The 25,980-nt window shown below is 74.7% G+C and carries 19 protein-coding genes; 9 read left to right on the top strand and 10 right to left on the bottom strand.

Annotated features, from left to right (window positions below; genetic code table 11):
• Nucleotides 1–94 precede the first annotated feature (94 nt).
• The 4 genes from ABWK59_RS06400 to ABWK59_RS06385 form a co-directional block, all read right to left on the bottom strand.
• Entirely contained in the window at nt 95–751 is a 657-nt protein-coding gene (locus tag ABWK59_RS06400; protein ID WP_354638590.1) for a TetR/AcrR family transcriptional regulator, read from the bottom strand.
• A gap of 427 nt (nt 752–1,178) precedes the next feature.
• Nucleotides 1,179–1,391 carry a hypothetical protein gene (locus ABWK59_RS06395; protein ID WP_354638588.1) on the bottom strand — a complete coding sequence of 71 codons (213 nt, stop codon included), beginning with the start codon at nt 1,389–1,391 and terminating at the stop codon, nt 1,179–1,181.
• A gap of 2,149 nt (nt 1,392–3,540) precedes the next feature.
• Nucleotides 3,541–4,776, bottom strand: a complete 1,236-nt coding sequence (locus ABWK59_RS06390; protein WP_354638586.1) for a helix-turn-helix transcriptional regulator — start codon at nt 4,774–4,776, stop codon at nt 3,541–3,543.
• Between the two features lie 201 nt (nt 4,777–4,977).
• Complete coding sequence (locus tag ABWK59_RS06385) at nt 4,978–5,139, bottom strand: hypothetical protein (RefSeq protein WP_354638584.1); 162 nt, start codon at nt 5,137–5,139, stop codon at nt 4,978–4,980.
• Between the two features lie 272 nt (nt 5,140–5,411).
• On the opposite strand from ABWK59_RS06385, the gene ABWK59_RS06380 reads away from it, so the two are divergent.
• The 9 genes from ABWK59_RS06380 (at nt 5,412) to ABWK59_RS06340 (ending at nt 19,356) form a co-directional block, all read left to right on the top strand.
• A complete protein-coding gene (locus tag ABWK59_RS06380; protein WP_354638582.1) occupies nt 5,412–6,599 on the top strand; it encodes an NAD(P)-dependent malic enzyme in 1,188 nt (395 codons plus the stop codon).
• A 46-nt stretch (nt 6,600–6,645) separates the two neighbouring features.
• A complete protein-coding gene (locus ABWK59_RS06375; protein WP_354638580.1) occupies nt 6,646–7,932 on the top strand; it encodes an adenylosuccinate synthase in 1,287 nt (428 codons plus the stop codon).
• Nucleotides 7,933–8,007: 75 nt separating this feature from the next.
• Entirely contained in the window at nt 8,008–9,543 is a 1,536-nt protein-coding gene (locus ABWK59_RS06370) for an FAD/NAD(P)-binding protein (protein WP_354638578.1), read from the top strand.
• Between the two features lie 39 nt (nt 9,544–9,582).
• Nucleotides 9,583–10,500, top strand: coding sequence for a formyltransferase family protein (locus tag ABWK59_RS06365; protein ID WP_354638576.1), 918 nt, complete (start codon nt 9,583–9,585; stop codon nt 10,498–10,500).
• A gap of 52 nt (nt 10,501–10,552) precedes the next feature.
• Nucleotides 10,553–11,635 (top strand): thioesterase domain-containing protein, encoded by a 1,083-nt coding sequence (locus ABWK59_RS06360; protein ID WP_354638574.1) that lies wholly within the window; start codon nt 10,553–10,555, stop codon nt 11,633–11,635.
• Nucleotides 11,636–11,688: 53 nt separating this feature from the next.
• Complete coding sequence (locus ABWK59_RS06355; RefSeq protein ID WP_354638572.1) at nt 11,689–12,957, top strand: MFS transporter; 1,269 nt, start codon at nt 11,689–11,691, stop codon at nt 12,955–12,957.
• A gap of 141 nt (nt 12,958–13,098) precedes the next feature.
• Nucleotides 13,099–16,191, top strand: coding sequence for an amino acid adenylation domain-containing protein (locus tag ABWK59_RS06350; RefSeq protein WP_354638570.1), 3,093 nt, complete (start codon nt 13,099–13,101; stop codon nt 16,189–16,191).
• Nucleotides 16,192–16,257: 66 nt separating this feature from the next.
• Nucleotides 16,258–17,850, top strand: a complete 1,593-nt coding sequence (locus ABWK59_RS06345; protein WP_354638568.1) for an amino acid adenylation domain-containing protein — start codon at nt 16,258–16,260, stop codon at nt 17,848–17,850.
• A 153-nt stretch (nt 17,851–18,003) separates the two neighbouring features.
• The gene (locus tag ABWK59_RS06340; protein ID WP_354638566.1) at nt 18,004–19,356 is read left to right on the top strand and encodes a GH1 family beta-glucosidase; all 1,353 of its coding nucleotides are present in this window, start codon (nt 18,004–18,006) and stop codon (nt 19,354–19,356) included.
• Between the two features lie 66 nt (nt 19,357–19,422).
• On the opposite strand, the gene ABWK59_RS06335 is transcribed toward ABWK59_RS06340, so the two are convergent.
• The 6 genes from ABWK59_RS06335 to ABWK59_RS06310 form a co-directional block, all read right to left on the bottom strand.
• Nucleotides 19,423–19,599: a hypothetical protein gene (locus ABWK59_RS06335; protein ID WP_354638564.1), complete on the bottom strand. Its 177-nt coding sequence runs from the start codon at nt 19,597–19,599 to the stop codon at nt 19,423–19,425.
• 323 nt (nt 19,600–19,922) lie between these two features.
• Nucleotides 19,923–20,198, bottom strand: a complete 276-nt coding sequence (locus ABWK59_RS06330) for a hypothetical protein (protein WP_354638563.1) — start codon at nt 20,196–20,198, stop codon at nt 19,923–19,925.
• A gap of 14 nt (nt 20,199–20,212) precedes the next feature.
• Nucleotides 20,213–22,315 (bottom strand): ATP-binding protein, encoded by a 2,103-nt coding sequence (locus tag ABWK59_RS06325; protein ID WP_354638561.1) that lies wholly within the window; start codon nt 22,313–22,315, stop codon nt 20,213–20,215.
• Complete coding sequence (locus ABWK59_RS06320) at nt 22,312–23,826, bottom strand: glycosyltransferase family 2 protein (RefSeq protein WP_354638559.1); 1,515 nt, start codon at nt 23,824–23,826, stop codon at nt 22,312–22,314. Before ABWK59_RS06320 ends, ABWK59_RS06325 begins: the two co-directional genes overlap by 4 nt.
• On the bottom strand, nt 23,823–24,932 hold the full coding sequence (locus tag ABWK59_RS06315) for a HEAT repeat domain-containing protein (protein ID WP_354638557.1): 1,110 nt from the start codon (nt 24,930–24,932) through the stop codon (nt 23,823–23,825). Before ABWK59_RS06315 ends, ABWK59_RS06320 begins: the two co-directional genes overlap by 4 nt.
• The gene (locus tag ABWK59_RS06310) at nt 24,929–25,303 is read right to left on the bottom strand and encodes a response regulator transcription factor (protein ID WP_354638555.1); all 375 of its coding nucleotides are present in this window, start codon (nt 25,301–25,303) and stop codon (nt 24,929–24,931) included. The genes ABWK59_RS06315 and ABWK59_RS06310 overlap by 4 nt, the downstream gene beginning before the upstream one ends.
• Between the last annotated feature and the right edge of the window lie 677 nt (nt 25,304–25,980).

The raw sequence follows: 25,980 nt of genomic DNA, 5'->3' as shown, positions 1-25,980 counted from the left end.
GGTGACCGGAGGCCGCAATGGCGGGCCGCGGCGCGCGGCCGGGGGCGGCGGCTCGGGGCCGTGGACCCGGGACGGCGCGGACCGTGCTCCCGGTTCAGCCCGCGGCCGGCTCGGAGAGGTAGCAGCGCAGCAGCCGCTTGCACTCGGCGATCAGCGCCGGATCGCCCTCCGGGTCCACCCGGAAGGCCAGCTTGAGTACCGCGTCGGCGCACTCCAGGGCCACCCGCAGCGACAGCGCGAACCCCGGCGCCTCGAACAGCCGGCCGCCGACCGCGCGCAGCCGGGCGGCGACCGCCGCGTTGTTGTCCAGCTCGGCGTCGAGCAGGTGCCTCTCGTCGCCCAGGCCCGGCGGGACGGCGTCCACCAGGCCGAAGTCCAGGTGCCCGAAGCCCGGCACCGACCGCTTCATGGCGACGAACTCCTCCACCGCCAGGTCGACGAACCCGGCCGCGGCCGGCGGCCCCTCCGCCGTCATCCGGCGCGCGAGCCGGTCCAGGTAGCGGTCCAGGTTCCGCTCGGCGAGCGCCGCCAGCAGGCTCTCCTTGCCGGAGAAGAACTGGTACAGGGTGCCGATCGGCACCCGGGCGCGCAGCGCGACCTCCTTGGTGGTCAGCCCGGCCGCGCCGACCTCGTCCAGCAGACCCGCGCAGGCGTCGAGCAGCCGCTCGTACCGCTCCAGACTGCGCCGTTGCACGGGGCGCCTGCGGGTCGTGCCGGTGGGCTGTTCGGGTCCGTCCGTGCGCGCCTTCATGGGGCCCACTCTGCCGCATCCGGTGGTTCCCGGGCGAATCACCGACCTGAGGCCGGCTCACTTTCGCCGGCGATCCGCTGCGCCGGGGCGTCGAGGAGAACTCCCGCTCCGGCGCAGCGACTTGCGGCCGGTGGCCCGGGCCGCGCGGAGGGTGCCCCGGCCAGCGGTGTGGGTGTCGGATCCGGAGCGCGGGACGTGCGTGACCGTGGGTGACGGTTGAGTGGCGGCGTCCGGAGAGCGGGTGTGCCCAACCCCGGGCGGTGGCGTCCGGACCGGTCTGACATGAGCGCGGCTCATATTGCTCGACCGGTGGTCACCCCGCGCCGGACAGGCGCCGGCGCAACCGGCCACCCGAGCGGCAGCCGCTGATCCGCCCGGAGTGGCGCGCTGCCCTGTGCACGGCCGCGCGGCCGCCCGCGGTCGGTCCTCAGCCGGTGTGGGCGGTGGTCAGGGCAGTGCGGCGGGTGGCCCGAGCGTTCCGCAGGCGCCCGATGCAGAGCTGCAGGGTGAGCGTGCCGGCGAGGGCGACCGCGAAGGCCGGGCCGGTGCCGAGCGGCTTGACCAGGACTGCTGCGAGGAAGCAGAAGGCGGCGAAACCCCACAGACCCCGCAGGACACCGCCCAGGGTGGCTGCCGCCACCGCGGGTCCACCCTGGGCGAGCGCGAAGGTGGCGACCACGCTGGTGCCGCCCCCCCCCCCCCCCCCCCCCCCCCCCCCCCCCCCCCCCCCCCCCCCCCCCCCCCCCCCCCCCCCCCCCCCCCCCCCCCCCCCCCCCCCCCCCCCCCCCCCCCCCCCCCCCCCCCCCCCCCCCCCCCCCCCCCCCCCCCCCCCCCCCCCCCCCCCCCCCCCCCCCCCCCCCCCCCCCCCCCCCCCCCCCCCCCCCCCCCCCCCCCCCCCCCCCCCCCCCCCCCCCCCCCCCCCCCCCCCCCCCCCCCCCCCCCCCCCCCCCCCCCCCCCCCCCCCCCCCCCCCCCCCCCCCCCCCCCCCCCCCCCCCCCCCCCCCCCCCCCCCCCCCCCCCCCCCCCCCCCCCCCCCCCCCCCCCCCCCCCCCCCCCCCCCCCCCCCCCCCCCCCCCCCCCCCCCCCCCCCCCCCCCCCCCCCCCCCCCCCCCCCCCCCCCCCCCCCCCCCCCCCCCCCCCCCCCCCCCCCCCCCCCCCCCCCCCCCCCCCCCCCCCCCCCCCCCCCCCCCCCCCCCCCCCCCCCCCCCCCCCCCCCCCCCCCCCCCCCCCCCCCCCCCCCCCCCCCCCCCCCCCCCCCCCCCCCCCCCCCCCCCCCCCCCCCCCCCCCCCCCCCCCCCCCCCCCCCCCCCCCCCCCCCCCCCCCCCCCCCCCCCCCCCCCCCCCCCCCCCCCCCCCCCCCCCCCCCCCCCCCCCCCCCCCCCCCCCCCCCCCCCCCCCCCCCCCCCCCCCCCCCCCCCCCCCCCCCCCCCCCCCCCCCCCCCCCCCCCCCCCCCCCCCCCCCCCCCCCCCCCCCCCCCCCCCCCCCCCCCCCCCCCCCCCCCCCCCCCCCCCCCCCCCCCCCCCCCCCCCCCCCCCCCCCCCCCCCCCCCCCCCCCCCCCCCCCCCCCCCCCCCCCCCCCCCCCCCCCCCCCCCCCCCCCCCCCCCCCCCCCCCCCCCCCCCCCCCCCCCCCCCCCCCCCCCCCCCCCCCCCCCCCCCCCCCCCCCCCCCCCCCCCCCCCCCCCCCCCCCCCCCCCCCCCCCCCCCCCCCCCCCCCCCCCCCCCCCCCCCCCCCCCCCCCCCCCCCCCCCCCCCCCCCCCCCCCCCCCCCCCCCCCCCCCCCCCCCCCCCCCCCCCCCCCCCCCCCCCCCCCCCCCCCCCCCCCCCCCCCCCCCCCCCCCCCCCCCCCCCCCCCCCCCCCCCCCCCCCCCCCCCCCCCCCCCCCCCCCCCCCCCCCCCCCCCCCCCCCCCCCCCCCCCCCCCCCCCCCCCCCCCCCCCCCCCCCCCCCCCCCCCCCCCCCCCCCCCCCCCCCCCCCCCCCCCCCCCCCCCCCCCCCCCCCCCCCCCCCCCCCCCCCCCCCCCCCCCCCCCCCCCCCCCCCCCCCCCCCCCCCCCCCCCCCCCCCCCCCCCCCCCCCCCCCCCCCCCCCCCCCCCCCCCCCCCCCCCCCCCCCCCCCCCCCCCCCCCCCCCCCCCCCCCCCCCCCCCCCCCCCCCCCCCCCCCCCCCCCCCCCCCCCCCCCCCCCCCCCCATGGGGAAGGGGGCGAGCACGCCCGTCAGGCCGGGGCCGAGGGGTGCGGCCGCCGTGGTGAGCGCGGTGACCAGCACGGCTGTTGCCGCGGCGCGGGCCGGAAGATCCCACCAGGGGTAGGAGGGGGAGGGCCCCGTGGGCGCACTCGCCGTCCCGGTGCGGGCCAACGCCCAGGTTCCGCAGGCCGTCGCGGCCAGGGACAGGCCCAGGGTAACGACCGGCGGCGCGGACACCAGGGAGAGCGCGAGGTCGGCCACCAGGCACACCGCCCAGGCCAGGAGGAGGGCGACGGCCCAGTGGCCGGTGCGCGGCGTGCGCGCGAGAGCGGCGAACACGACGGAGAACAGGGCCAGGGAGACCAGTCCGAGCAGGGACGCGCCGGCGGCGTGCGCGGCGAATTCCGGACCGTGTTCCAGACCGGTGATGAGAAGGATCGGCCCGGCCACGATCGGCAGTGCGACCAAGGTGCCCGTCAGAGCCGGCCCCCAGCGGCGCCCGGCCAGCGAGGAGGCGACCACGAGTGCGGGGGCCAGGAGCAGCTTCAGCATCAGTATCGACACCGGCGCCATCCTCGCACACCGACGGTGATCTCCGCGGGCCTCAGTGCTCGGGGGACCGCGCCGGGACGACGGTTTCGGCGAGCACCCGCCACACCTCGGCGGAGAGGTCGGGAAGCCCCGCGGCCTGGGCCCGGCCCGCCAGTTCGCGCAGCCGTGCCGGCGCCTCCGGATCGCCGTCGACCACGGCCAGCCGGGACTGGAGGGCTTCGAGGCGGATCCGGTCACGGAAGGAGAGCATGTTCTGCGCGTCCGCGGCCTGGCTGCAGGCCCGCCGTGCGCGGGGCAGGTCTCCGTGGAGGTAGGCGGACTGGGCCTGCAGCAGCAGGAATTCGGTGTGGTGGCGTGGTGTGGCGACCAGCGGGAGCAGCGGCGCGAGGGTGTCCAGGTGCGACTGCGCGACCTCGATCCGCGGTGGCAGCGCCTGCAGTGCCAGTGACGCGGCAGCCAGCCGCAGGCGCAGCCAGAGCGTGAGGTCCTCGCGGCTGTCCAGGGCCTCGACGGCCTGCTGCAGCAGTGCGGAGGCGCCGGGGAAGTCGCCCTGGCGGGTGCGGACGGTGGCGAGCGTCCAGTAGACCTCGGCTGCCAGCGCGCCGGTGGTGCGTTCGAGCTTCTCGCAGATCTCCGTCCCGAGCCGGGCGGCCTCGGCGAGGTCGCCGAGCTCGGCCTCGGCGGAGACCAGGAGCAGCCGGCCGCGGGTCAGTTCGGCGGCGGGCACGTGCACATGATGGCGTTCGCCGAGCGCCAGGGCTTCCCGTACGGCCTGGCGGGCTGCGGTGGCGTCGCCCAATCCACGGGCGCAGCGCGCCATGCGGAGCCGGGCGTGGACCTGCAGGGCCGGGCGCCCGAGCTCGTCGCTCAGGACGGTGAGCCGGGTCAGTGTGTCGCGCTCCGGTTGTGCTTCGCCCAAGGAGCCCTGAAGTCTGGCCAGTTGGGCCAGGGCCTGCCAGCGCGTGGTGGGGTCGGCGGCGGCGGTGGAGGCGAGCGCGTGTGCCAGCATGTCGCGGACCTCGGCGTCGCCCGTGCTGTCCGAGTGGGACAGGGCCGCGGCGAGGGCGTCGGCGAGGTCGCAGTCGGCGGCGAGGTCGAAGGCCTCGGCCGGGACGTCGAGCCGTTCGGCGAGGTAGGCGACCGCCCGTTCCGTGGGCGGTCGTGCACCCGACTCCAGTCTGGACAGATAGGCCGCTGACATCCCGGTGCCGGTGAGGTCGGCCTGAGACATTCCGCGCTGCTGGCGCAGCTGCCTCAGGCGCCGTCCGAATTCAGGCTGATCCAGCACCTTGCTACCGCCCTGTGAGAACGCCCCGTTTGGCCGGGGAACTCGTCTGCCTGGCGCACGTCCAGTCTACGCGCGTACAGGGAGCGTACCGACGCTCCCTGTACGCGCGACGTGCATCCGGCAATAGTGGCAAATATTGCCTATATTTGGCAAACGCCTGGCAAATGGGACGTCAGGTTGCCGGATGCGGACACCTGGCGGTCACGGCCAGTCGATGTCGCCGCCGGTGGTTGCCGCGGAGATGTGGGTCTCGCTCCCGCCGCCGGGCGCCTCCTGGGCCGCCGCTCCGCCGAGGAGGGCGACGACGGTGGCAAGCGCGGCGGCCGCAAGGATGCCGACGGCGGACGTGCTGATGATCTTCATGAGTCTTCGATCTCCCCGTTGAGGTGCCGCATGCCCGTCGCGCGTGCGGCGTGGTTCGTCATCATTCGCTGGCATCTGCGAGTCGAGGTCGCCGTGCTGACGCCGTGGTGCGGTGGTGACGCTAGTCCAGTCCGGCAAGCTTGGCAACGTTTGACAAATTCTGGCAAGGCTTCATAGCCTCTGGTCCCGTCAACGGGGCTGCCGATCTTCAGTGCCCCCGGCGCCTCGCGACGAGGCGGACCCCGACGCAACCCGACACCGAGAGAGCGGCCATGACAGCCCAGGCAGACACCGTGCTCCGCACGCACCCCGAGGACCCGGCGCTGGCGTACCACCGGGGAGGCAAGCTCGCCGTCAGCTCCACCGTCGCCGTGCGCACCAGCGAGGAACTCGCGCTGGTGTACACGCCCGGCGTGGCCGCGGTGTGCCGCGCCATCGCCGAGCAGCCCGAGCGGGCCTTCGACTACACCTGGAAGTCCTCCACGGTGGCCGTGGTCACGGACGGCACCGCGGTGCTGGGCCTGGGCGACATCGGCCCGGAGGCCTCGCTGCCCGTGATGGAGGGCAAGGCGATCCTCTTCAAGCAGTTCGGCGGCGTGGACGCGGTGCCGATCGCGCTCGCCTGCACCGAGGTCGACGAGATCGTCGAGACCGTGGTGCGGCTGGCCCCGTCGTTCGGCGGCATCAACCTGGAGGACATCTCCGCCCCGCGCTGCTTCGAGATCGAACGCCGGCTGCAGGAGCGCCTGGACATCCCGGTGTTCCACGACGACCAGCACGGCACCGCGGTGGTCGCGCTCGCGGCCCTGCGGAACGCGGCCAGGGTCACCGGCCGTGAACTCGCCGACCTGCGAGCAGTGGTGGCCGGAGCCGGCGCATCCGGCGTGGCCGTCACCCGGATCCTGCTGGGCGCGGGCATCGGCGACATCGTGGTGTGCGACAGCAAGGGTGTGGTCCACGACGGCCGGACCGACCTCAACCCGGAGAAGGCGGCCCTCGCCCGCGACACCAACCTGGGCGGCGTCACCGGAGGCATCGAGGACGCCATGCGCGGTGCGGACGTCTTCATCGGCCTGTCCGGCAGCAGCGTGCCGGAGAAGGCCTTCACCGGCCTCAATCCCGGCGCCGTCATCTTCGCGCTGTCCAACCCGGACCCGGAGATCCTCCCGGACGCCGCCCGCCGCTACGCCGCCGTCGTCGGCACCGGACGCTCGGACTTCCCCAACCAGATCAACAACGTGCTGGCCTTCCCCGGCATCTTCGCCGGCGCGCTCAAGGTCCGTGCGTCCCGGATCACGGAGGGCATGAAGCTCGCCGCGGCGACCGCACTGGCCGACGTGGTGGCCGACGAGCTGACCGCGGACCGGATCCTGCCCGACTCCTTCGACGAGCGGGTGGCACCCGCCGTCACCGCCGCCGTGGCCGAGGCCGCCCGCCGTGACGGTGTGGCCCGCCTCTGAACCGCAGCCGTCACACGGCCCGACCAACCACGAGGACACACAGCACATGGCACTGCACGCCGTCGTCGGAATCAACTGGGGCGACGAGGGGAAGGGCCGGATGATCGACTACCTGGCCCGCGAGGCCGACCTGGTCGTCAGGTACCAGGGCGGCAACAACGCCGGCCACACCGTCATCAACGAGTTCGGCACGTTCAAGCTCCGCCTGGTCCCCTCCGGGATCTTCAACCCGGACACCGTCAACGTGATCGGCCCGGGCACGGTCCTCGACCTGGAGTCCCTGGACGCCGAGCTCGCCGAACTGCGGGAGCGCTCGGTGGACACCAGCGGCCTGCTGATCTCCGAGCGCGCCACCGTCTGCTTCCCCTTCCACCGGGACCAGGACGCGTGGGAGGAGGACCGCCTCGCCGACCGGCCCTTCGGCAGCACCCGGCGGGGCATCGCCCCCGTCTACGGCGACCGGTACCTCAAGAAGGCCCTGCAACTCGGCGAGCTCCTGGACCGCGAGCACCTGCGCCGCCGGCTGGCGCCCGTGATCGAGTGGAAGAACCTCGGCAACAGCGCGCTCTACCCGGGCAAGCCGCCGATCTCCCTGGACGCGATGGTCGACTGGGGCCACGGCTACGCGCGGCGGCTCCGCCCGCACATCGGCGACGTGAGCGGGCGACTGCACAGCGCCGAGCAGGCCGGGCGGCACATCATCCTCGAGGCCCAGCTCGGCGCATTGCGCGACATCCTGCACGGCATCTACCCGTACACCTCCTCCTCCAGCTCGCTGGCCGGCTACGCGCCGGTCGGCGGCGGCCTGCCCGGGCGTCCGCTGTCGCGGGTGACCGGCGTGATGAAGGCCTTCTCCACCTGTGTCGGCGAAGGCCCGTTCGTCACCGAGGAGTTCGGGGCCTGGGCGGACGAACTCCGGCAGGGCTCCGGCGAGTACGGGGTGAACACCGGGCGCCCGCGCAGGATCGGCCCCTTCGACGCCGTCGCCTCCCGCTACGGCGCCCTGATCCAGGGCGCCCACGACCTCGCGCTCACCAAGCTCGACAGCCTCAGCGGCCTGCCCGAGCTGCGGGTCTGCACCGCGTACGAGATCGACGGTGTCAAGACCGCCGACTTCCCCCTGGCCCACCGGCTCGACGACGCCCGACCGGTCTACGAGTACCTGCCGGGCTGGGACGAGGACCTCACCGGGATCCGGGACTTCGGGGACCTGCCCCGGGCCGCGGCGGCGTACGTGCTGCGGATCGAGGAGCTGGTCGGCGTGCCGATCCGCTACGTCTCCGTCGGCCCCGAGCGGGACCAGCTGATCGACCGCGGGCCGCGCGCCCGCTGACCGCGCCCGGCCCCGGCGGTCCACTGCCGGGGCCCGTCACCAACCGAGCGATCACAGGAAGGGCTACGGCCACCGATGTCAGCCGATAGCGATGTAGTAACGCCCGCCGCCAGGCCGCCGCGATTCGCCGTGGCCGGAATGGGGGCGACGGGCGTGGGGGTCTTCGTCGCGCTCGTGCGGAGCCTCCTCGACGGCGGCCGCGCCGAGGGCTGCGAGGTCCACATCTTCGAGACGGGGGAGCGACTGGGCGCCGGAGTGGCCTACAGCACCCCGCACGACTGTCATCTGCTGAACATGCGGGCCGGCACCATGAGCGTGCAGGCGGACGACCCCGACCACTTCGTCCGCTGGCTGGCCGGCCGCCAGGACGCCCCGGCGGAGGCGAAGGAGGCGACCTACGTGCCGCGCAGGCTCTTCGCCTCCTACCTCCAGGAGCACTTCGGCGAGGCGCTCCGAGAGGCCCGCAGGGCGGGCATCCGGGTCAGCACGCACCGCGCGGTGGTCAGCGACTGCCGGGAGGACGCCCGGGGTGTGCACCTGATCGCCGGCGTGGACCACTTCCTGGTCGACTACGCCTTCCTGTGCCTGGGCGACCTGCCGTCCACCGAGTACCTCGAGTTCACCAAGGTCCCCACCTACGTCCATTCGATGTGGCAGGGAGCCGGACTGGAGGGTGTCGACCCGGACGCCACGGTCGGCATCATCGGCAGCAGCCTCACCGCGGTGGACGCCCTGCTGCTCCTGCGCAGCACGGGCCACCGCGGCGCCGTCTCCTGCTTCTCCCGCCGGCGCTCGCTGCCCAAGGTCCAGGGCCCCCGGGTCGACCACACCCTCAAGTACGTGACCGAGGAGGAACTGCGCAGGCTCAGCGCGGACTTCACCCGCGAGCTGGAACTCGACGAGGTCGCCGGGCTGTTCCGGCGCGAGCTGGAGGAGGGCCTGGGCATCGCGATCGACTGGACGCGCGTGCTCGCCGAGCCGGACGCCTCCTTCACCGGCACCCTCGCGCGCGACGTCCGGCTCGCCGAGAACGGCCAGACGCTCTGGTACTCCATCCTCGACGCGACCTCCGAGGTCATCCCGCTGGTGTGGCGCGCCATGTCGCCGGCCGCCCGGGAGTCCTTCGTCCGCGACCACCTGTCGATCTGGTCGATGTTCCGCCACTGCATGCCGCTGGACAACGCGCGGCGACTGCTCGACATGGCCGAGGACGGGGCCTTCGAGGCCCTCACCGGACTCACCGCGGTCTCCTACGACGAGGACCGGGAACTGTTCCGGATGGAGGGAGCCCAGGCCGGCGAGCCGTTCGCCCGCGAGGTGCGGTACCTGGTCAACGCGACCGGAACCGGCTTCGCCCTGGACCGCAGCGACTCCTCACTGATCCAGAACATGCTGATGCGCGGCGACATCCGCCCGCACCCGCTCGGTGGCATCGACGTCGACTTCGACACCATGCGGGTCATCGGCCGCGACGGGTCGCCCTCCGACCGCGCCCTGTACATCGGGCCGCTCACCCGCGGCGTGCACTTCTACACCAACTCCTTCGAGACCAACCTCGCCAATGCCCACAGCGCCGTCGCGGCGGTGGCCGCACACCTCGCCGACAGCTGACGGCCCCCGGTCCAGCCGGCCGCTCACCAGGAGATCCCGATGCGGGTAGCGTTCTTCGTCGGCAACGACATCACCTCCCACCTGATCGTCAACCAGGCGCTCAGGGGAGTGCTGGAGGCGGGTCACACCCCGTACCTCTACTTCACCGGGCAACAGCCCAACCCCGACGCCGAACCCGAGCTCCGGGAACTGTTCCAGTACGAGCGCACCCTGCTGGGCGGCTACGTGTACCCGTACCTCGACAGCCTGCCCGCCCCGCTCCACGGCACCTACCTGTCGCCCGCCGGCATCGCCAAGCTCCACCGCGGCCGGGCCCGGGTCCGCTCGGTCGACGACGTCAACGACCCCGGCTTCATCGCCTCACTCGCCGCCGAGGACGTCCGGGTCGGCTTCTCGGTGCGGTGCTACCAGAAGTTCCGCGCACCGCTCATCTCCCACTTCATCCCGGAGCCCGGAGCCAGGCCGCTCTTCGCGAACCTGCACCCCGGAGTCCTGCCGCAGTACCGGGGGGTGCTGACCTTCGCCCGGGCCATGCTGCACGGCGAGACGGAGGCCGGATTCACCCTGCACCGGGTCGACGAGAACTGGGACGCGGGCGACATCATGTCCGTCAGCACGGCCCCGCTCGACTACGACCGCTCGGTGCTGGAGAACATGTGGGCCCAGCGCGACCGGGCCACCGGCCTGGTCCTGAGCGCCGTCGCGGAGGCCGAGGCCCTCGGCCGCTGGACCGACCGGCCGCAGAACGCCGACCTGGTCGGCTACTACTCCCACCTGAGGCGCGCGGACCTCGACCGGCTCGCCCGGCAGGGCATCGACCTGCTGCGCCCGCAGGCGGTCATCGACCTGCTCGTCTCCTCCTTCACCCCGCCCGGATCACCGGAGAGCTTCGAACTCGGCGGGATCCTCACCGGGCTGACCAGCCGCCGCCCGGAGCCCGCCCACGCGCTCGGCTGACCCGCAGCCACCGCCCCACCCCGACCCACCCCGACCCACAGAAGGGACGCCCATGGCGCCCGCCCGCAACGAGATCGTCCGGATCCTCTGCGAGATCTGGGAGGACCTGCTCGCCGTCGAGGTCAACCCCGACGACGACTTCTTCGACCTCGGCGGCTACTCGCTGCTCGTGGTCAACGTGGTCTCCGAGGCCCGCAAGCGCGGCCTGGAACTGCCCGCCGCCATCCTCCAGACCAACGGCACGCCAGCCGCCATCGCCGACGCCATCGTCGCCGCCGGCGCCGGCGAGGAGGCGGTCACCGCCTCCGCCGACCCCGACTTCACCAGCGTCTGGGAGACCGGGCTCAGCCCGCTGGAGACGGAGGCCGCCCGCACGCTCGTCCCGTTCGTCACCGAGGGCACCGGCACCCCGGTGTTCTGCTTCCACTGGGGCACCGGCAACGTCCGCTTCATGGCCGACCTGGTCGACGGCTTCCGCGGCGACCGCCCCGCGTACGGCCTGGAGATGGTCGGCATGTGGACCCGGGAGCGGCCGTCGCTGTCCATCGTCGAGATGGCCGCGCGCTACCTGCGCGAGATCCGCGAGGTCCAGCCCGAGGGGCCCTACCTGTTCGTCGGTCCCTGCGCCGGCGGCCGGATCGCGTACGAGATCGCCCGCCAGCTGGAGCAGGACGGCCAGCAGGTCGCCGTCCTCGCCGTCATCAACAGCATGCCGCCCGGCAGCACCGAGCTGGACCCGGCCTGGGGCCTCAACGAGCTCTACAACTTCCGCCTCGCCTCGCTGCGCAGCCGGTTCGAGGTCGCCGACCTCGTCGCCGAGCAGCAGCGCGTGATGGACGGCATGGTCGAGATCGCCTGGCTGGACGCCGGCGTCGACCCCGCCGACCTGCACTGGCGCCAGGCCGTCTGGGCCGCCGGCATCTTCGCCCAGGAGCACTACGAGCCCCGCCGGTACGGCGGCGAGATCACCGTCTTCCAGCTCGCCGAGAACGCCGCGCGCCCCGAGGCCGACTGGGGCCGGATGGCCGCCTCCACCGAGACCCACACCTTCGAGTCGCCCGGCACCCTGCCGCTGCTGCGCGAGTCCGCCTTCGCCGAGCTGCTCGCCAAGAAGCTCGCCGCCTACGAGCGCTGAACCCCACCCGGACCGTTCCGGCGTCCCTCCCACATCCACGAGGTGCAGTGACAGTGACAAGCAACACGATCGCCGGAGCGGTCCGGACCTGGGCGGCGCAGCTCGTCCCCGAGCGCGGCCCGGCCCGCCGGCTGGCCGTCCTGACGGTGGTGCAGTCCATCGGCTTCGGACTCTTCCTCAGCTCCAGCGCCATCTTCTTCCGTAGCACCGTCGGCCTGACGGCCGGCCAGGTCGGCCTCGGCCTCTCCGCGGCCGGACTCGCCGGCCTGCTGCTGACGGTCCCGATCGGCCGGCTCGCCGACCGCCACGGCGCCCGCCTCCCGCTGCTCGGCTGCTACGCGGCGCTGGCCGTGCTGTTCGCCGGCTACTGCGGGGTCGGCGGATTCACCGGGTTCGTCGTGCTCGCCGCGCTGATCTCGATCTGCGAGACCTCCTCCCACCCGCTGCGGATGGCCCTCACCCACGAGGTCTTCAGCGCGGACCAGCGGGTACGGGTCTCCGCACAGATGCGCAGCCTGTTCAACCTCGGCTTCATGCTCGGCGCCGCGATCGCCGGCGGGGCCCTGGCCGTGGGCACCCGGAGCGCGTTCTACGCGGCCATGCTGCTGACGGCCGCCGCACACGCCGGCTGCGCTCTGATCACCTCCCGGCTGCCGCGCCGCGCCGCCGCAGCGGCCGGGACGGCGGAGCCGGAGCGCACACCCCGCTCCGGCCTGCGGGACGGCCGCTTCGTCTCGCTCGCGCTTCTGTGCGGCGTGCTGGAGCTCTACCAGCCGATCCTCACCGTCGCCCTACCGCTGTGGATCATCAGCCGGACCGGCGCCCCGAGCCCGGTCAACTCGCTGCTGCTGGTGCTCGACACCGTCCTGGTGATCGCCTTCCAGGTCGCCGCCAGCCGCGGCGCCGAGACCGGCATGGGCGCCGCCAGGATGCTGCGCCGCTCCGGGCTGCTGCTGGCCGGCTGCTGTCTGGTCTTCGCCCTGACCCAGGGCGCGTCGGCCGCGGTCGCGGTGCCGCTGCTGCTGATCGGCACCGCCGTGCTCGTCCTCGGCGAGCTCAGCCAGGCGGCCGGCTCCTGGGGCCTGTCGCTGCACCTGCCGCCGCCCGGCAAGCAGGGCGAGTACCAGGGCGTCTTCGCGCTCGGCCGAGGCCTGCAGCAGACCGCCGGACCGTACCTGGTGACCGTGCTCGCCGTCGGTCAGGGCCGGCTCGGCTGGATCGCGCTGGCCGGACTGCTGCTGGCCGCCGGCCTCGCCTGCCCGCCGCTCGCCCGCTCGGCCGAGCGCCTGCACGCCGGCCCGGCGCCGCAGCCGGCGGCCTGAGCGGCCTGAGCAGCCTGAGCACCGTTCACCGACCGACCGTCACCGACCGACCGTCACCGGCCGGCCGGCCGACCGTCACCGACCGACCGATCGTCATTCGACCGCCACCCGGCCGTCTCGGACCCAAGGACACGACGCCGCATGCTGCCCAACCCGAGCTGGAACGCGACCTCCGCCCCCTACCCGCAGGGTGAGAGCATCCACGGCATCGTCCAGCGGATCGCGGCCACCAGCCCCGAGGCCCCCTGCCTGGTCCACGGTGACCGGACGGTCGACTACGGCCTCCTCGACCGGGCCTCCGACGCCTACGCGGCAGAGCTGGCGGCCCGCGGCATCGGCAGGGGTGATCTGGTGCCGATCCGGCTGCCGCGCAGCACCGAACTGGTCGCCGCCGTGCTCGCCGTCCTCAAGCTCGGCGCGGCCTACGCGCTGATCGACGGCGGCTGGCCGGCCACCCGCGTCCAGGACGTGCTGACCCAGCTGGACGCCAAGCTGCTGGTCGCGGCCGACCCCGTGGACCTGCCCGTGCCGGTACCGCTCTGGTCGCCGCCGGCCGGAGGCCTGGCGGCCGTCGACGGCCGGGCCGGTGCCGGCTTCCGGGCCGAGGCGGTCGACGGCGGTGACCCCGCCTGCGTCTTCTTCACCTCCGGCACCACCGGGCGCCCCAAGGGCGTCGTGACGCCCCACCGGGCCACCGTCCGGCTGTTCCGCCCCGGGGGCTTCGCCCGCTTCGACTCCGACACGGTGATGCCGCAGGCCGCGCCCGTGCCGTGGGACGGCTACTCGCTGGAACTGTGGTCGGTCCTGCTGAACGGCGGCACCTCGCTCATCGTCGACGAGCCGTACCTGTCGCCCGACCTGCTGCGCGGCGCGGTGGCCGAGCGCGGGGCGGACACGGTCTGGCTCACCAGCAGCCTGTTCAACATGATCGTGGACGAGGACCCGGACGCCCTGCTGGGCCTGCGTCAGGTCATGATCGGCGGCGAGCGGGTATCCGCGCCGCACGTCCGCCGCTTCCTCGAACGGCAGCCCGACACCGCCCTGATCAACGGCTACGGGCCGGTCGAGAGCACCGTCTTCGCGACCACCCACCGGATCGCCCCCGAGGACTGCGACCGCCCGAACGGCATCCCCATCGGCAGCCCGGCCCCGGACACACAGATCCACATCCTCGACGGCGACCGCCCGTGCGTGGTCGGAGAGGTCGGCGAGCTGTGCATCGCCGGTGACGGCCTCGCCCTCCGCTACCTCGGCCGACCCGAGCTGACCGCCGAGAAGTTCACCGAGGTCCTCGTGGACGGACAGCCGGTCCGGGTGTACCGCACCGGCGACCTCGCCGCCTGGGACGAGGACGGACTCCTGCACTACCGGGGGCGCGCCGACCGCCAGGTCAAGATCCGCGGCCACCGGATCGAACCGGCCGAGGTCGAGCGACAGATCGAGGACCTGCTCACCCCGGTCCGGCGCTGCGTCGTCCTCGCCGTCCGGGACGGGGCCGGCACCTGCCGAGCCCTCGCCGCCTTCGCCCAGCCGCACCGCGGCGGCGACCCGCTCGACGGCGCCCTGGACACCCTCAGGCCGCACCTGGTCCACTACCACCTGCCCGAACACCTCGTCCCCGTCGCGGACTTCCCGCTGACGAGCAACGGAAAGCTCGACGAGCACGCGCTGCTCGCCCTGCTCCCCGACGCGGCGGAGCCGGTCGCCACGGGCCCCGCCACCCCGTCCGGCGACCCGCTGACCGACCTGGTCGCCGAGACCTTCGCCGCCGTGCTCGGCCTTCCGGCCGCGCCCGTCGACGCCGCGTTCACCTCCCTCGGCGGCACCTCGCTCGGCGCCGGGCGGATCTGCGCCCGCCTCGCCGCGGCGCTGGAGCGGCCCGTTCCCGTCTCCGGCCTGGTCCGGAACCCCACCGCCCTGGCCCTGGCCGACTGGCTGCGCCGGACCGAACCGGACGGCGCGCCCCAGGCGGCGGCGGACACCCCCGCCGAGCTCCCGCTGACCTCCGTCCAGGCCGGCTTCCTCACCCGCCACCTCCTCGATCCCGAGGACCGCACCGGTCACTGCCTCGCCGCCTGGGTCGTCGACGGCCCGCTCGACGGCGCGGCCCTCGACCTCGCGCTCGCCGACGTCCACCACCGCCACCAGGCCCTCGACTCGCGCTACCTGCCGGGCCGCGGCCGCACCTCCAGCGTCCCCGGCGGGACCACCGCGCCGCGAGCCGCCCACCAGCCGTCCACCCCCACGGTCCAGAGCGCCCTCATCGCGGCGCGGGCCGCCCTGTCCGCCCCGCTCGACCCGGTCGAAGGACGTCTCTGGCACGCCGTCGTCGCCCCGACCGACGCCGGCCCCACGGTCCTCGCGTACGCCGTCCACCACATCGCCTTCGACGGCTGGTCCGAGTCGGTCCTCGCCGCGGACCTCGCCACCGCCTACACCGCTCGCCGGGCCGGTCGCGCGCCGACCTGGGCGCCCGTCCCCACCGCGGCGGAGGCGTGGTCGATCCGTGCGGCCCACCTGGACGCCGCCGACCTCGACGCCCAGCGGGAAGCGGCCGCCGCCGCCCTGCGTGGCGTGCCCGACCTGACCTTCCCGGGCATACCCGACCAGGGCCGCCCCCGGGTACGCCGCGTCGAGATCGACCTGGCGGCCGACCAACTCGCCGGGCTCGACCGCGCGGCCGACGCGGCCGGGCTCACCCGCTTCGCCGTGCTGCTCACCTGCTACGGCCGAGCCCTCGTCGAGTCCACCGGACAGGACGACTTCGCCGTCGGTGTACCGGTGGCCCAGCGGATCGACACCCGGATCGAACCGGTGGTCGGCTGCCACATCGGCATGGTGGCCGTCCGGCTGTCCGGCGCCGCCCTCGCCGAGGACACCGCGGTGGCCGTGGCCGAGAGCGGACGCCGGATCCGGCAGGCCCTCTCCTGCCAGGACGTCGGCCTCGACGAGGTGGTCCGCGCCGTCAACCCCCCGAGGTCCGCGCGCGCCCCGCTGTTCCAGACCATCCTCGCCCTCCAGGACAACGTCCCCGCCCGGCTCGAACTCGGCGACGCCCGGACCGGGTTCCGCCGACTGCCCTACCTGGGAATCCCCGCCGAGCTGCAGACCGAGATCTGGCCCACCCCCGGCGGCGGCCTGCGCATCGTCGTCAACTCCCTCTCGACGGCGGTGCCGGCGGACTTCGCCCGGGGACTCGCCAAGACCCTCGCCGACCTGGTCCGCACGCTCTGACCGCCCCTGTCTCCGTCTTCGCCCTCCCCGCCCTCGACTTCCTCGACAGACTGCGAGAAGCACCCGATGAACGCCGTACCCGCCACCGATCCGCGGCCCCACCTGTCCACCGCCACCTCGCTGCCCGAGCTCTTCCGCCGGGTCGCCGCCGCCCGTGCCGACGCCCCCGCCGTCCACGACGACGGCCGTACCCTCAGCTACACCGAACTCGACGTCGCCTCCGACCGGTTGGCGGGCCTGCTGGTCCGCGACGGCGTCCGCCCCGGCGACCTGGTCGGCCTGCTGCTCGAACGCTCCGCGGACATCCCGGTCGGCATCCTCGCCGTCATGAAGGCCGGCGCCGCCTACGTTCCGCTCGACCCCACCTACCCGCAGGAACGCCTGCGCTACATGGTCGCCGACGCCGGCATCACCACCCTGGTCGGCCGCGCGGACCAGGCCGCCGACCGCGGACTCACCGGTGTCCGGGTGGTCGCCCCGTACAGCGACGAGGCCGACCTCCCGGTGCCGCCCGGCCTCGACCTCTCCGGTGACGAACCCGCCTACGTCATCTACACCTCCGGCTCCACCGGCAACCCGAAGGGCTGCGTGGTCACCCACCGCAACGTCCTGGAACTGCTGCGCGGCGCACTGCCGCTCTTCGAGGTCGGGCCCGAGGACCGCTGGGCGCTCTTCCACTCGTTCAGCTTCGACGTCTCCGTCTGGGAGTTCTGGGCCTCCATGGCCACCGGCGCCACCGCCGTCACCGTCCCGCTGCGCATCGCCCAGTCGCCCACCGACTTCCTCGACCTGCTGGCCGCTCAGAAGGTCACCGTCCTCGGCCAGGTCCCCTCGGTCTTCCGCTCCCTGGCGATGGCCTACGAGAACGCCGACCGCCCCGAACTCGCCCTGCGCTACCTGGTGTTCGCCGGCGAGAGCATCGACCTCGATACCGTCGGCGCCTTCCTCAAGGCGTATCCCGGCACCGCCCCCACCGCGGTCAACATGTACGGCCCGACCGAGACCACGGTGTACGCCACCCACCGCGTTCTCACCGGGACCGACTTCGACGGTGCTGTGCGCTCACCGATCGGCGCCGGGCTGCCGCACCTCGGCCTGGAGATCCGCGACGAGGACCTCGAACCCCTCGCCGACGGTGAGACCGGCGAACTCCTCATCGCCGGCAGTGGCGTAGCCGTCGGCTACCTCAACCGGCCGGAGCTCACCGCCGAGCGCTTCGTCACGCTCGACGGCCCGGCCGGACCGCGCCGGTACTACCGGACCGGCGACCTCGCCCGGAAGCTGCCCGACGGCTCCTTCGAGTACCTCGGCCGCAACGACCAGCAGGTCAAGCTCCGTGGCTTCCGCATCGAACTCGGCGAGGTGGAGGCGGCCCTGCGCACCCACGAACTCGTCCGCGACGCCGCCGTCACCGTCGTCACCACCCTGGCCGGCGCCCAGTTCTTCGTCGCCTGCGTGGTGATGGCCGACGACGCCCCCGAGAAGCCGGCCGCGGTCCTGCGGCAGCACGCCATGGCCGTCCTGCCCCGCTACATGGTCCCGGACCGGTACCAGGTCGTCCCCGAGCTGCCGCTCACCGGCTCCGGCAAGCTCGACCGCCGGGCCGTCCACACCCTCGCCACCCCCCGCCCCGCGAGCGCCCGCCCCGCCGCGGGCTGACCGGGACCCGTCGGCCCCGCCCGGCCGGAGGTCGACGACCGGGTCGAGCTCCGGACGGGGCGACCGGGCCCGGAGGTCTCTGGATACCTCGGAGCCGGTTCACTAACATGAGCACCCCTCGCATTTTGCGTGTCCCTTCCGGGAAGGACTCTCATGGCCAATCGTCACGATCTCCCCCTGGGCTTCCGCTGGGGCGCGTCCACCGCCGCGTACCAGATCGAGGGCGCGGTGGACGAGGACGGCCGCGGCCGGTCGGTGTGGGACACGTTCTGTGAACGGCCGGGGGCCGTCCGCGACGGGCACACGGGAGCGGTGGCCTGCGACCACTACCACCGGTATCCCGAGGACATCGCCCTGATGCGCGACCTGGGCCTGGACGGCTACCGCTTCTCCATCGCCTGGCCGCGGGTGCTGCCGACGGGTTCGGGCCCGGTCAACCCGCGCGGGCTCGCCTTCTACGACCGGCTGGTCGACGCCCTGCTGGCGGCCGGCATCACCCCGGTGCCCACCCTCTTCCACTGGGACCTCCCGCAGGCCCTGGAGGACGACGGCGGCTGGCTGAACCGCGACACCGCGCACCGGTTCGCCGAGTACACGGCGGTGGTCGCGGACCGGCTCGGCGACCGCGTGCCGGCCTGGATCACGCTCAACGAGCCCTTCGTGCACATGGTCTACGGCTACGCGCTCGGCATCCACGCCCCCGGCCGCACCCTGCTGCTCGACGCCCTGCCCACCGCCCACCACCAGCTGCTGGGCCACGGGCTGGCCGCCGCGGTGCTGCGCGAGCGCGGCCTGGAGGTGATGATCGCCAACAACCTCACCCCGGTCCGGCCGGCCTCCGACGACCCTGCCGACGTCGAGGCCGCCACCGCCTACGACGCCCTGCACAACCGGCTGTTCACCGATCCGCTGCTGCGGGGGAGCTACCCCGACCTGTCGGCGTTCGGCGTCACCGAGGACCTGGGCGGCGCCGTCCGTCCGGGAGACCTCAAGCTCATCGCCGAGCCCGGGCTGGACGGACTCGGCGTCAACTACTACAACCCGACCCTCATCGCCGCCCCCACCGACCCCGGCCTCCCCTTCGCCGAGGCCCCGATCGAGGGCGTCCCCCGCACCGCCTTCGGCTGGCCGGTCGTCCCCGACGGCCTGCGCGAACTCCTGGTCCACCTCCACGAGGTGTACGGCGAGGCCCTGCCGCCCGTCACCATCACCGAGAACGGCTGCTCGGTGGCCGACGAGCCCGAGGACGGCCGGATCCACGACCGGGCCCGGATCGACTACCTCGACGGGCACCTCCGCGCGGTGGCCGCCGCCGTCGAGCAGGGCGTCGACGTCCGCGGGTACTTCACCTGGTCCCTGCTCGACAACTTCGAATGGGCCGAGGGCTACCACCAGCGCTTCGGCCTGGTCCACGTCGACTTCGAGACCCAGGCGCGCACGCCCAAGGCGTCGTACGCCTGGTACCGGGATCTGATCGCCGCCCACCGAGGTCGGAGCGCGGCGTAGTCGATGTACGGGACCGGACGCGCGCGGGTGTGTCCAGCCAACGGCTCTGGCTGCCGAACGTCACGCTCAGTAGCGGCCGGGCGGTGCGGAGGCGGCCTCCTGGGTCTCCGCGACCGGGTGTCCGGGGGCCAGCCGGCCGCCGAGCATGATGGCCTTCATACCGGGTGCCGGGCCCAGTTCTTCGAAGAGACGGCCGACCAGGTCGCTGCGCAGCCAGCCGACGTCGATCGGGAGAGCGAGCACGATCCGGGGGTCCTCGCGCACAGCAGCTCGTACTGCGGCCGCCGTCGCGCCGACGGCGAGTTGGTCCTGGAGCGCCTGGCCGAGGGGTCTGCGGCGGGCGGTTCGTTGGATCGCGACAGGAAGGACCCCTCCGCCGTCGCGACGCCGTCCGCGTAGACGGCGGTGATCCTTCCCGCCTCCCCCGGGAGCCCGGTGAGCGGCGACACAGCACCCGTGCTGCCGGGACTCCCGGCACTCACGAAGACGAATCGGTCGGCCCGCGCAGTTCCGCCGCCCCGCTGAAACCCGAGTCCCCACTCCCGGCACCGGCTCAGGAGGTGCGCTCAGGGCTGCCCGCCCGGTCCGCCGTCCCGCCACGCGGTCGGTGGCAGCAGCCAGAACAGGACGGAGGCCAGCACGGTGAGCACCCCGTGGACGGTCCCGGCGAGGATCCGGCACGACCTGCGGGCCAGTCGGCACCAGGCCCGCGCGGCACCGCCGGTGGCCCGGTACCAGGCGGTTCCGAACGGCAGGCCGACGAAGGAACCACGACGGTGGCGCCAGCTCGCCGGGCCGCCGGGAGCCCTCGCGCGCCCACCGGCGGCACAGTTCGACGTCACGGCGCGTCCACTTCTCAGCCGGGCGTGTCCGGGAGCAGCGGGAGGTGGGTGATGACGGTGGTCCCCTCGCCCTCGGCCGAGTGGATCTCCAGTCTGCCCTCGTGGTTGGTCACGATGCTCCGCACGATCGCCAGGCCGAGGCCGGTGCCGGGAATGGCGAGCTCGGTGACGTTGGAGGCGCGGAAGAACCGGTGAAAGAGGTCCTTCTGGTCTTTCTCGGGGATGCCGATCCCGGTGTCGCCCACAGTCAGCACAGCCTCGCCGTCCCCGCGGGACGTGCTGACCGTGACCAGTCCTCCGGGCGGGGTGAACTTGACGGCGTTGGTGAGCAGGTTCATCAGGACGCGGTCCAGCTGGTGGACGTCGCCGAGGACGATCAGGTCGTCCTCGGCGGGCACCTGGTTCAGGGTCACCGGGACGGCCATGGCCGCCGGGCGGATCGCCTCGACCGAGGAGTTCACCAGCTGGCGCAGGTCGACCGGCAGCCGTTCGGAGGTGAAGGCGCCCGACTCGACCCGCGAGATGGTGAGCAGGTCCTCGATGAGGTTGCGCAGCCGGGCCGCGTTGCGATCCACCACCTCCACCATGTGCCGTTGGCCGTCGCTCAGCGGGCCGGAGTCGTTCGCCAGCAGTTCGACGTAGCCGATGATGCTGGTCAGCGGGGTGCGGAGCTCGTGCGAGACGGTGGAGAGGAAGTCGTTCTTGGCCTTGTCCAAGGCCTTGAGCCGGTCAACGAGTTCGGTCTCCTGACGGTAGGTCCTGGACTGCCGCACCGCACGGCCGAGTCCTGCCGCGATCGACTCGACGGCCTCGACCTCCATCGGCAGCCAGACATCGCCAGGCCGGCTGCGGGCGAGGACGACCGCACCCATGGCCTCCGTGCCCGATCCGAAGGGGGTCGCCAGGACGGCGACGACGCCCATCGCGGTCAGCGCGGCGCGGACTTCGGGCGGTGGTCCGGTGGTCCCGAAGGAGCCGGGGGCGCCGGGCAGAGCGGATCCGGAGGCGAGGTGCGGCCGGACGTCGTCGACGGACCAGCTCGTGTCCTGCGCGTAGTGCTCCTGGATGATCTCCGCCGGAGCCGGAGGCAGCCGGAGCAACTCCTCCGACGGAAGGCTGCCGCGGTCCGCGCTCCAGGCCCGGACGACCGGCACATCGGGCCCGCCGCCGTCGTCCGCCTGCAGAACCAGCACATGGTCCGCACGTAGCGCCTCGCCCAGGCCGCGCACGGCCTCGTCGAGAATCTGGTCGAGGTCGAGGCCGGACCGGATGCCGATTCCCGCCTGCCGCGCCGCCGTGGCCAGCCGGTCGCGCTCGGCGTCGAGACGCCGCAGCCGGTCGTTCTCGTCGGCGAGTACGTTGACGGCATGGGCGACGGCCCGGACCTCGGCCGGACCGCGGTCCGGCGCCCGGGCCCCGTGGTCGCCCTGCGCCAGCCGGCCGAGCACCGTCCTGATGCCGGCGAGCGGCCGGGTGATGCCCCGCACGGTGTGCAGCCCCGCGATCAGGGCCAGCACCGTCGCCAGTACCAGGAGGGCGCACGTGGCGGCGCCCGCGCTCCCCGCGATCAGATCCGCGCGGTCGGAGAGCTCGTCGGCGTCGTGGGTGAGACGTCCGTCCAGTTCCGCGTTGGTGGCCTCGAAGGCTTTGTACGGGACCTGCGCGGCCACGGCGAGCGCCGCAGCTCCGGGGCTCCCGGGCGTTGCCGTCTGCACCTGGTCGGTGATCCGCAGGTAGTCCTGGATCGGCCGCTCCTGAGCCGACAGGTAGGGCCTGGCGTCGGCGGGCGCGTGCGTGAGGGCCTCGGTGAGCGGGCCCCGGAATTCGTTGCGCGAGCTGAGGAACGCGGCCAGTTGCGCGGGATCGCCGGTCAGCAGGTAGGCGTTCATCCGGCGTGAGCTGTCGGCGAGTTCCCCGCGCAGGCGCAGGTTGGCCTCCTGGGTCGGTGTCACCCGGTGCGTCAGGTCGTCGAGCGCCGAGTGTTGGAGCAGCGCGCCGGTCAGGGCGACGACGCCGGTGAGCACGACGAGTCCGATCAGCAGGCCGAACGACCAGGAGAGCCTCCGGCCCGCGGATCGGTCGCCCCGATCGGATCGAGCAGGCCGGAAGCCGCTCATTGCCGGTCCCCTTCGGTCGGCTCCGCGGCGAAGCCACGGCGCGTCATGACGCCCCAGACCTTCGGCGCGCCGTGGACGGCGTCCCAGATGCCCCGGACCCGCCACCAGGCGGTGAACTGCCGGTACCCGAGGTTCTCGGCCGCCGCTCCCAGCACGGCGGAGGAGATGTCCCGCCAGCGGCTGTAGCGGTGGAAGGCGTACTCCTCGGCCAGAATCGACAGCAGGCTGATCACCATCGCGTAGCCGTAGGACGCCAGCAGGAAGCGCCACAGGAATCCCAGGTCGACCGCCCCGATCAGCAGGCCCAGCGGTACCAGGACCAGGCCGGCGAGCTCGACGACCGGTGCGCACAGTTCGAAGAGCACGTAGAAGGGCAGAGCCACCAGCCCTACCCGGCCGTACCGGGGATGGCCGATCATGCCCCGGTGCTTGAGCAGGACCTCGGTGAGACCGCGGTGCCAGCGCCGCCGCTGGCGCCCGAGCACCCGCAGGGTCTCCGGGGCCTCGCTCCACGAGATCGGCTCGCCCACGAAGACGATGCGGTAGTCGTGGCCCGTCCCGCGCAGGTAGTGGTGGAGTCGGACGACCAGCTCGGCGTCCTCGCCGAGGCAGTCCGGGTCGAGCCCGCCGACGGCGACCACCGCGTCGCGCCGGAACATCCCGAAGGCACCGGCGATCACCAGCAGGCCGCCGATCCGCGACCAGCCCGTCCGGCCGAGCAGGAAGGCCCGCATGTACTCCACCGTCTGGATCTTCGCCAGCAGCCGGTGGGGCATGCGGACCCGCACGACACGGCCGGCCACGACGGTGCAGCCGTTGGCGATACCGATCACACCCCCGGCGCCCACGACCCGCAGCGGGTCGTCGGCGAAGGGCTTGGAGATCGCGAGCAGCGCCTGCGAGTCGAGGATCGAGTCCGCGTCGACCATGCACAGGAGCGGATAGCGGGCCAGATTGATGCCGACGTTGAGGGCGTCGGCCTTGCCGCCGTTGCGCTTGCGAGCCACGATCAGCGACACCGGGCCGCCCCTGGGCAGGTGGACCGACTCCACGGCGCCGCGCACGGGCACCTCGGTGGAGACGACATGGGGCACCTCGACGAGGTCGAAGGCCTCACGGAGCCGGTCCAGGGTGGCGTCGGTGGAACCGTCGTCGACCACGACCACCTCGAACGAGGGATGGCGCAGCAGGAGCAGCGCCTGCACCGCGTCCACGATCCCGGCCTCCTCGTTGTACGCGGGCACGATGAGCGACACCGGAAGCGTGAAGGGACTGGCGGAGGCATCGTCGTAGCCGGCGAACGGCGTGCGGCGCAGGTGCCGGACGAAGTCGCCGGCCGCGATGAGGACCAGCGTGAGATAGCCGGTGTTGATCGCCAGGAAGTACCCGAGAACCAGGACGTTGCCGACGGCGATCACGTCCAGCAGCACGTCGTGCGGGCCGCTCGCCGTCGACGTGGCCGTGGCCGGAGCGGCCGCGCCGAGGACGGCCGTCGCGAGTGGCGGCGTCACGGTCCCACCGCCGCACGCCCGGCGGCGGAGTGTGCGCCTCCCTCGCCGATCGCCGCTTCCGCCAGCGCGGCCCGCGCATGAGCGGCCGCGCGCCCTCCGCGGGCCCCGTCCGCGGCGCGGCGCAGTTCGTCGCGCCCGGCCGGCCCGACGTGCAGCAGCGCCCGGGCCGCGGTCGCGGCCACACGGTGGACGGGGTCGTCGAGCAGTTCCCCCAGGCGTGGGGCCGCGCATGATGCCCCCAGACGGCCCAGCGCCCTGGCCGCCACCGCGCGCAGCGACTCCGGCTGGCCCGGCCGCACCGCGTGCAGCAGCGGCTCCAGGCCGGCCGGCGTGCCGAGGGCGCCCAGAGCACGCGCGGCCCGGATCCGCACTTCGAGATGCGGATCGGCCCTCAGCGCGGCCGCGACGCTGGTGGTCCACCCCACTCCTCCAGTTGCTCCGAGAGCCTCGACGGTCACCGCCCGCACCAGCGGCTCGGCATCGTCCAGACCGGTGGCGATCTGGTCGTGCCCGGCGGCTCCGAACGCGGTGAGCGCCTGCAGGACGACCGCAGGCGGTACCGGATGAGGACCGTGCAGGCAGGCCAGCAGGTCGGGGACGTCCGCAGGATCCCCGATGTGGCCCAGAGCCCGCGCGGCGACCGTCCGCACCTCGGAGTCGGCGTCCGAGAGCAGGACGCGAAGCCGTGGGGCGGCCGCCCGGTGCCGCAGCAGCCCGAGCACCTCCGCAGCCCGGCCCTTCCGGACCGGCCCGCGCCGTCGCAGGTCCGCCATCGCCCGCGTGGCGACTCCCCGCTGCTCGAACAGGCCCACCAGCGAGGCCCTGGCCTGTCCGCTCACCTTCGCGAGGATCGCCCGCGCCGTGGGTTCGACAGCCGCCCAGCTCCGGTCGTCGAGAGCGGACAGCGCCCGTAGGCTTCCCGCGTCCTCGTCCCCCTCCGCACAGAGGAATTCAAGCAGCAGGACCCGGAGCGGCTCGGCCGCGCGCTCCCTGCGGCGTTCCCGTTCCCGCCGGACGGCACGCACGCAGACGAGGAGTACCAGCAGCACCACGGCCGACCCGGCCAGCACCTGCAGGCCGTCGTTGACGATGCCGCGGCCGGTCATCGGTTCGCCCTGGCCAGGACCGCCTGCACCCGGCTGCTCAGTTCACGCGGGCTGAACGGTTTGATGATGTAGTCGTCGGCACCGGCCGCGAAGCCGGTCTCGATGTCGAACTCCTGCGATCGAGCGGTGAGCAGGATCACCGGCAGCCTCTCCGTCTCCGGCGCGGCCCGCAGTTCCCGGCAGACGTCCAGACCTGACATCCCGGGCATTCTGATGTCGAGGAGGGCGAGATCCACGGTCTGCTCACGGACGGCCTTGAGCGCGCTCAGACCGTCGTCGACCACGGTGACCTGATGGCCGGACTGCATGAGCTTGTAGGCCACGAGGTCACGGATGTCGGCGTCGTCGTCGGCCACCAGAATGGATGCCATCGTCCCTCCTCGGGGGGAGCCCGGCGGGAGTGAATGCGCCACAGCCGTTGTGAGCCGCAGACGTTGTGGCCTGCGCATCGAGTGAGGGTTCCGGTCCCGGACGGTCGCTGTTCGGCTCTCGTCCCGCCACTTCCGGCACGGGGAGACGGGCGGTCTCAGGTTCATGCTAGGAGCGGCCGGTGGGGCGTGCGACACGACGCTGCGGGCAGGTGCCGCGGAGAGCGGCCGGGGCCGCCGGGGCCAGTGCACAGGCCGTGCCGCGGGCCTCTGCATCGTTGACGCTCTGTCTTCCACTACGGGCTCTGTCACCCCGATGCTCTGTTGCGCCGTCCGGCGGCGGGGGCGGCGGCGGGGAGGCGGTGCGGGATCGGACGCTCCGTCACCCGTCACGGACGGTGCGCGGCCACGGTCCGTCAGGGTGCCCGGATGACGGCTGACGCGGTCCGCATGCCGACGCGCGGCCACGGGCCGGAGACGGCGGCCTCCGCCGGTCCGTAGGGGGCCGTTGACGGCTCGTCCGTTCGGGTCACGGTCTGTCGCCGCAGCGGGTCCGGTGCGTGCTCCTGGCCGGGCCGGACGGGGAGGGCCGGCGGGAGTGACATGACACTGCGTCACGATGGCGTGCTCGTCGGCGGCTGTCCGCGCCGAGGGCGGCGAGCTACCGTCCGTGTGCGTAC

The sequence above is a fragment of the Kitasatospora sp. HUAS MG31 genome (assembly GCF_040571325.1).
Classification (GTDB): Bacteria; Actinomycetota; Actinomycetes; order Streptomycetales; family Streptomycetaceae; genus Kitasatospora; species Kitasatospora camelliae.
The sequence above is the reverse complement of the archived record's forward strand: the minus strand, read 5'-3'. Positions and strand labels throughout refer to the sequence as shown.

Bases quoted from the DNA above. Each gene is read 5' to 3' on its own strand.
- ABWK59_RS06400 (WP_354638590.1), bottom strand. From the start codon at position 751: ATGAAGGCGCGCACGGACGGACCCGAACAGCCCACCGGCACGACCCGC.
- ABWK59_RS06385 (WP_354638584.1), bottom strand. From the start codon at position 5,139: ATGAAGATCATCAGCACGTCCGCCGTCGGCATCCTTGCGGCCGCCGCG.
- ABWK59_RS06380 (WP_354638582.1), top strand. From the start codon at position 5,412: ATGACAGCCCAGGCAGACACCGTGCTCCGCACGCACCCCGAGGACCCG.
- ABWK59_RS06375 (WP_354638580.1), top strand. From the start codon at position 6,646: ATGGCACTGCACGCCGTCGTCGGAATCAACTGGGGCGACGAGGGGAAG.
- ABWK59_RS06370 (WP_354638578.1), top strand. From the start codon at position 8,008: ATGTCAGCCGATAGCGATGTAGTAACGCCCGCCGCCAGGCCGCCGCGA.
- ABWK59_RS06365 (WP_354638576.1), top strand. From the start codon at position 9,583: ATGCGGGTAGCGTTCTTCGTCGGCAACGACATCACCTCCCACCTGATC.
- ABWK59_RS06360 (WP_354638574.1), top strand. From the start codon at position 10,553: ATGGCGCCCGCCCGCAACGAGATCGTCCGGATCCTCTGCGAGATCTGG.
- ABWK59_RS06350 (WP_354638570.1), top strand. From the start codon at position 13,099: ATGCTGCCCAACCCGAGCTGGAACGCGACCTCCGCCCCCTACCCGCAG.
- ABWK59_RS06345 (WP_354638568.1), top strand. From the start codon at position 16,258: ATGAACGCCGTACCCGCCACCGATCCGCGGCCCCACCTGTCCACCGCC.
- ABWK59_RS06340 (WP_354638566.1), top strand. From the start codon at position 18,004: ATGGCCAATCGTCACGATCTCCCCCTGGGCTTCCGCTGGGGCGCGTCC.
- ABWK59_RS06325 (WP_354638561.1), bottom strand. From the start codon at position 22,315: ATGAGCGGCTTCCGGCCTGCTCGATCCGATCGGGGCGACCGATCCGCG.
- ABWK59_RS06315 (WP_354638557.1), bottom strand. From the start codon at position 24,932: ATGACCGGCCGCGGCATCGTCAACGACGGCCTGCAGGTGCTGGCCGGG.
- ABWK59_RS06310 (WP_354638555.1), bottom strand. From the start codon at position 25,303: ATGGCATCCATTCTGGTGGCCGACGACGACGCCGACATCCGTGACCTC.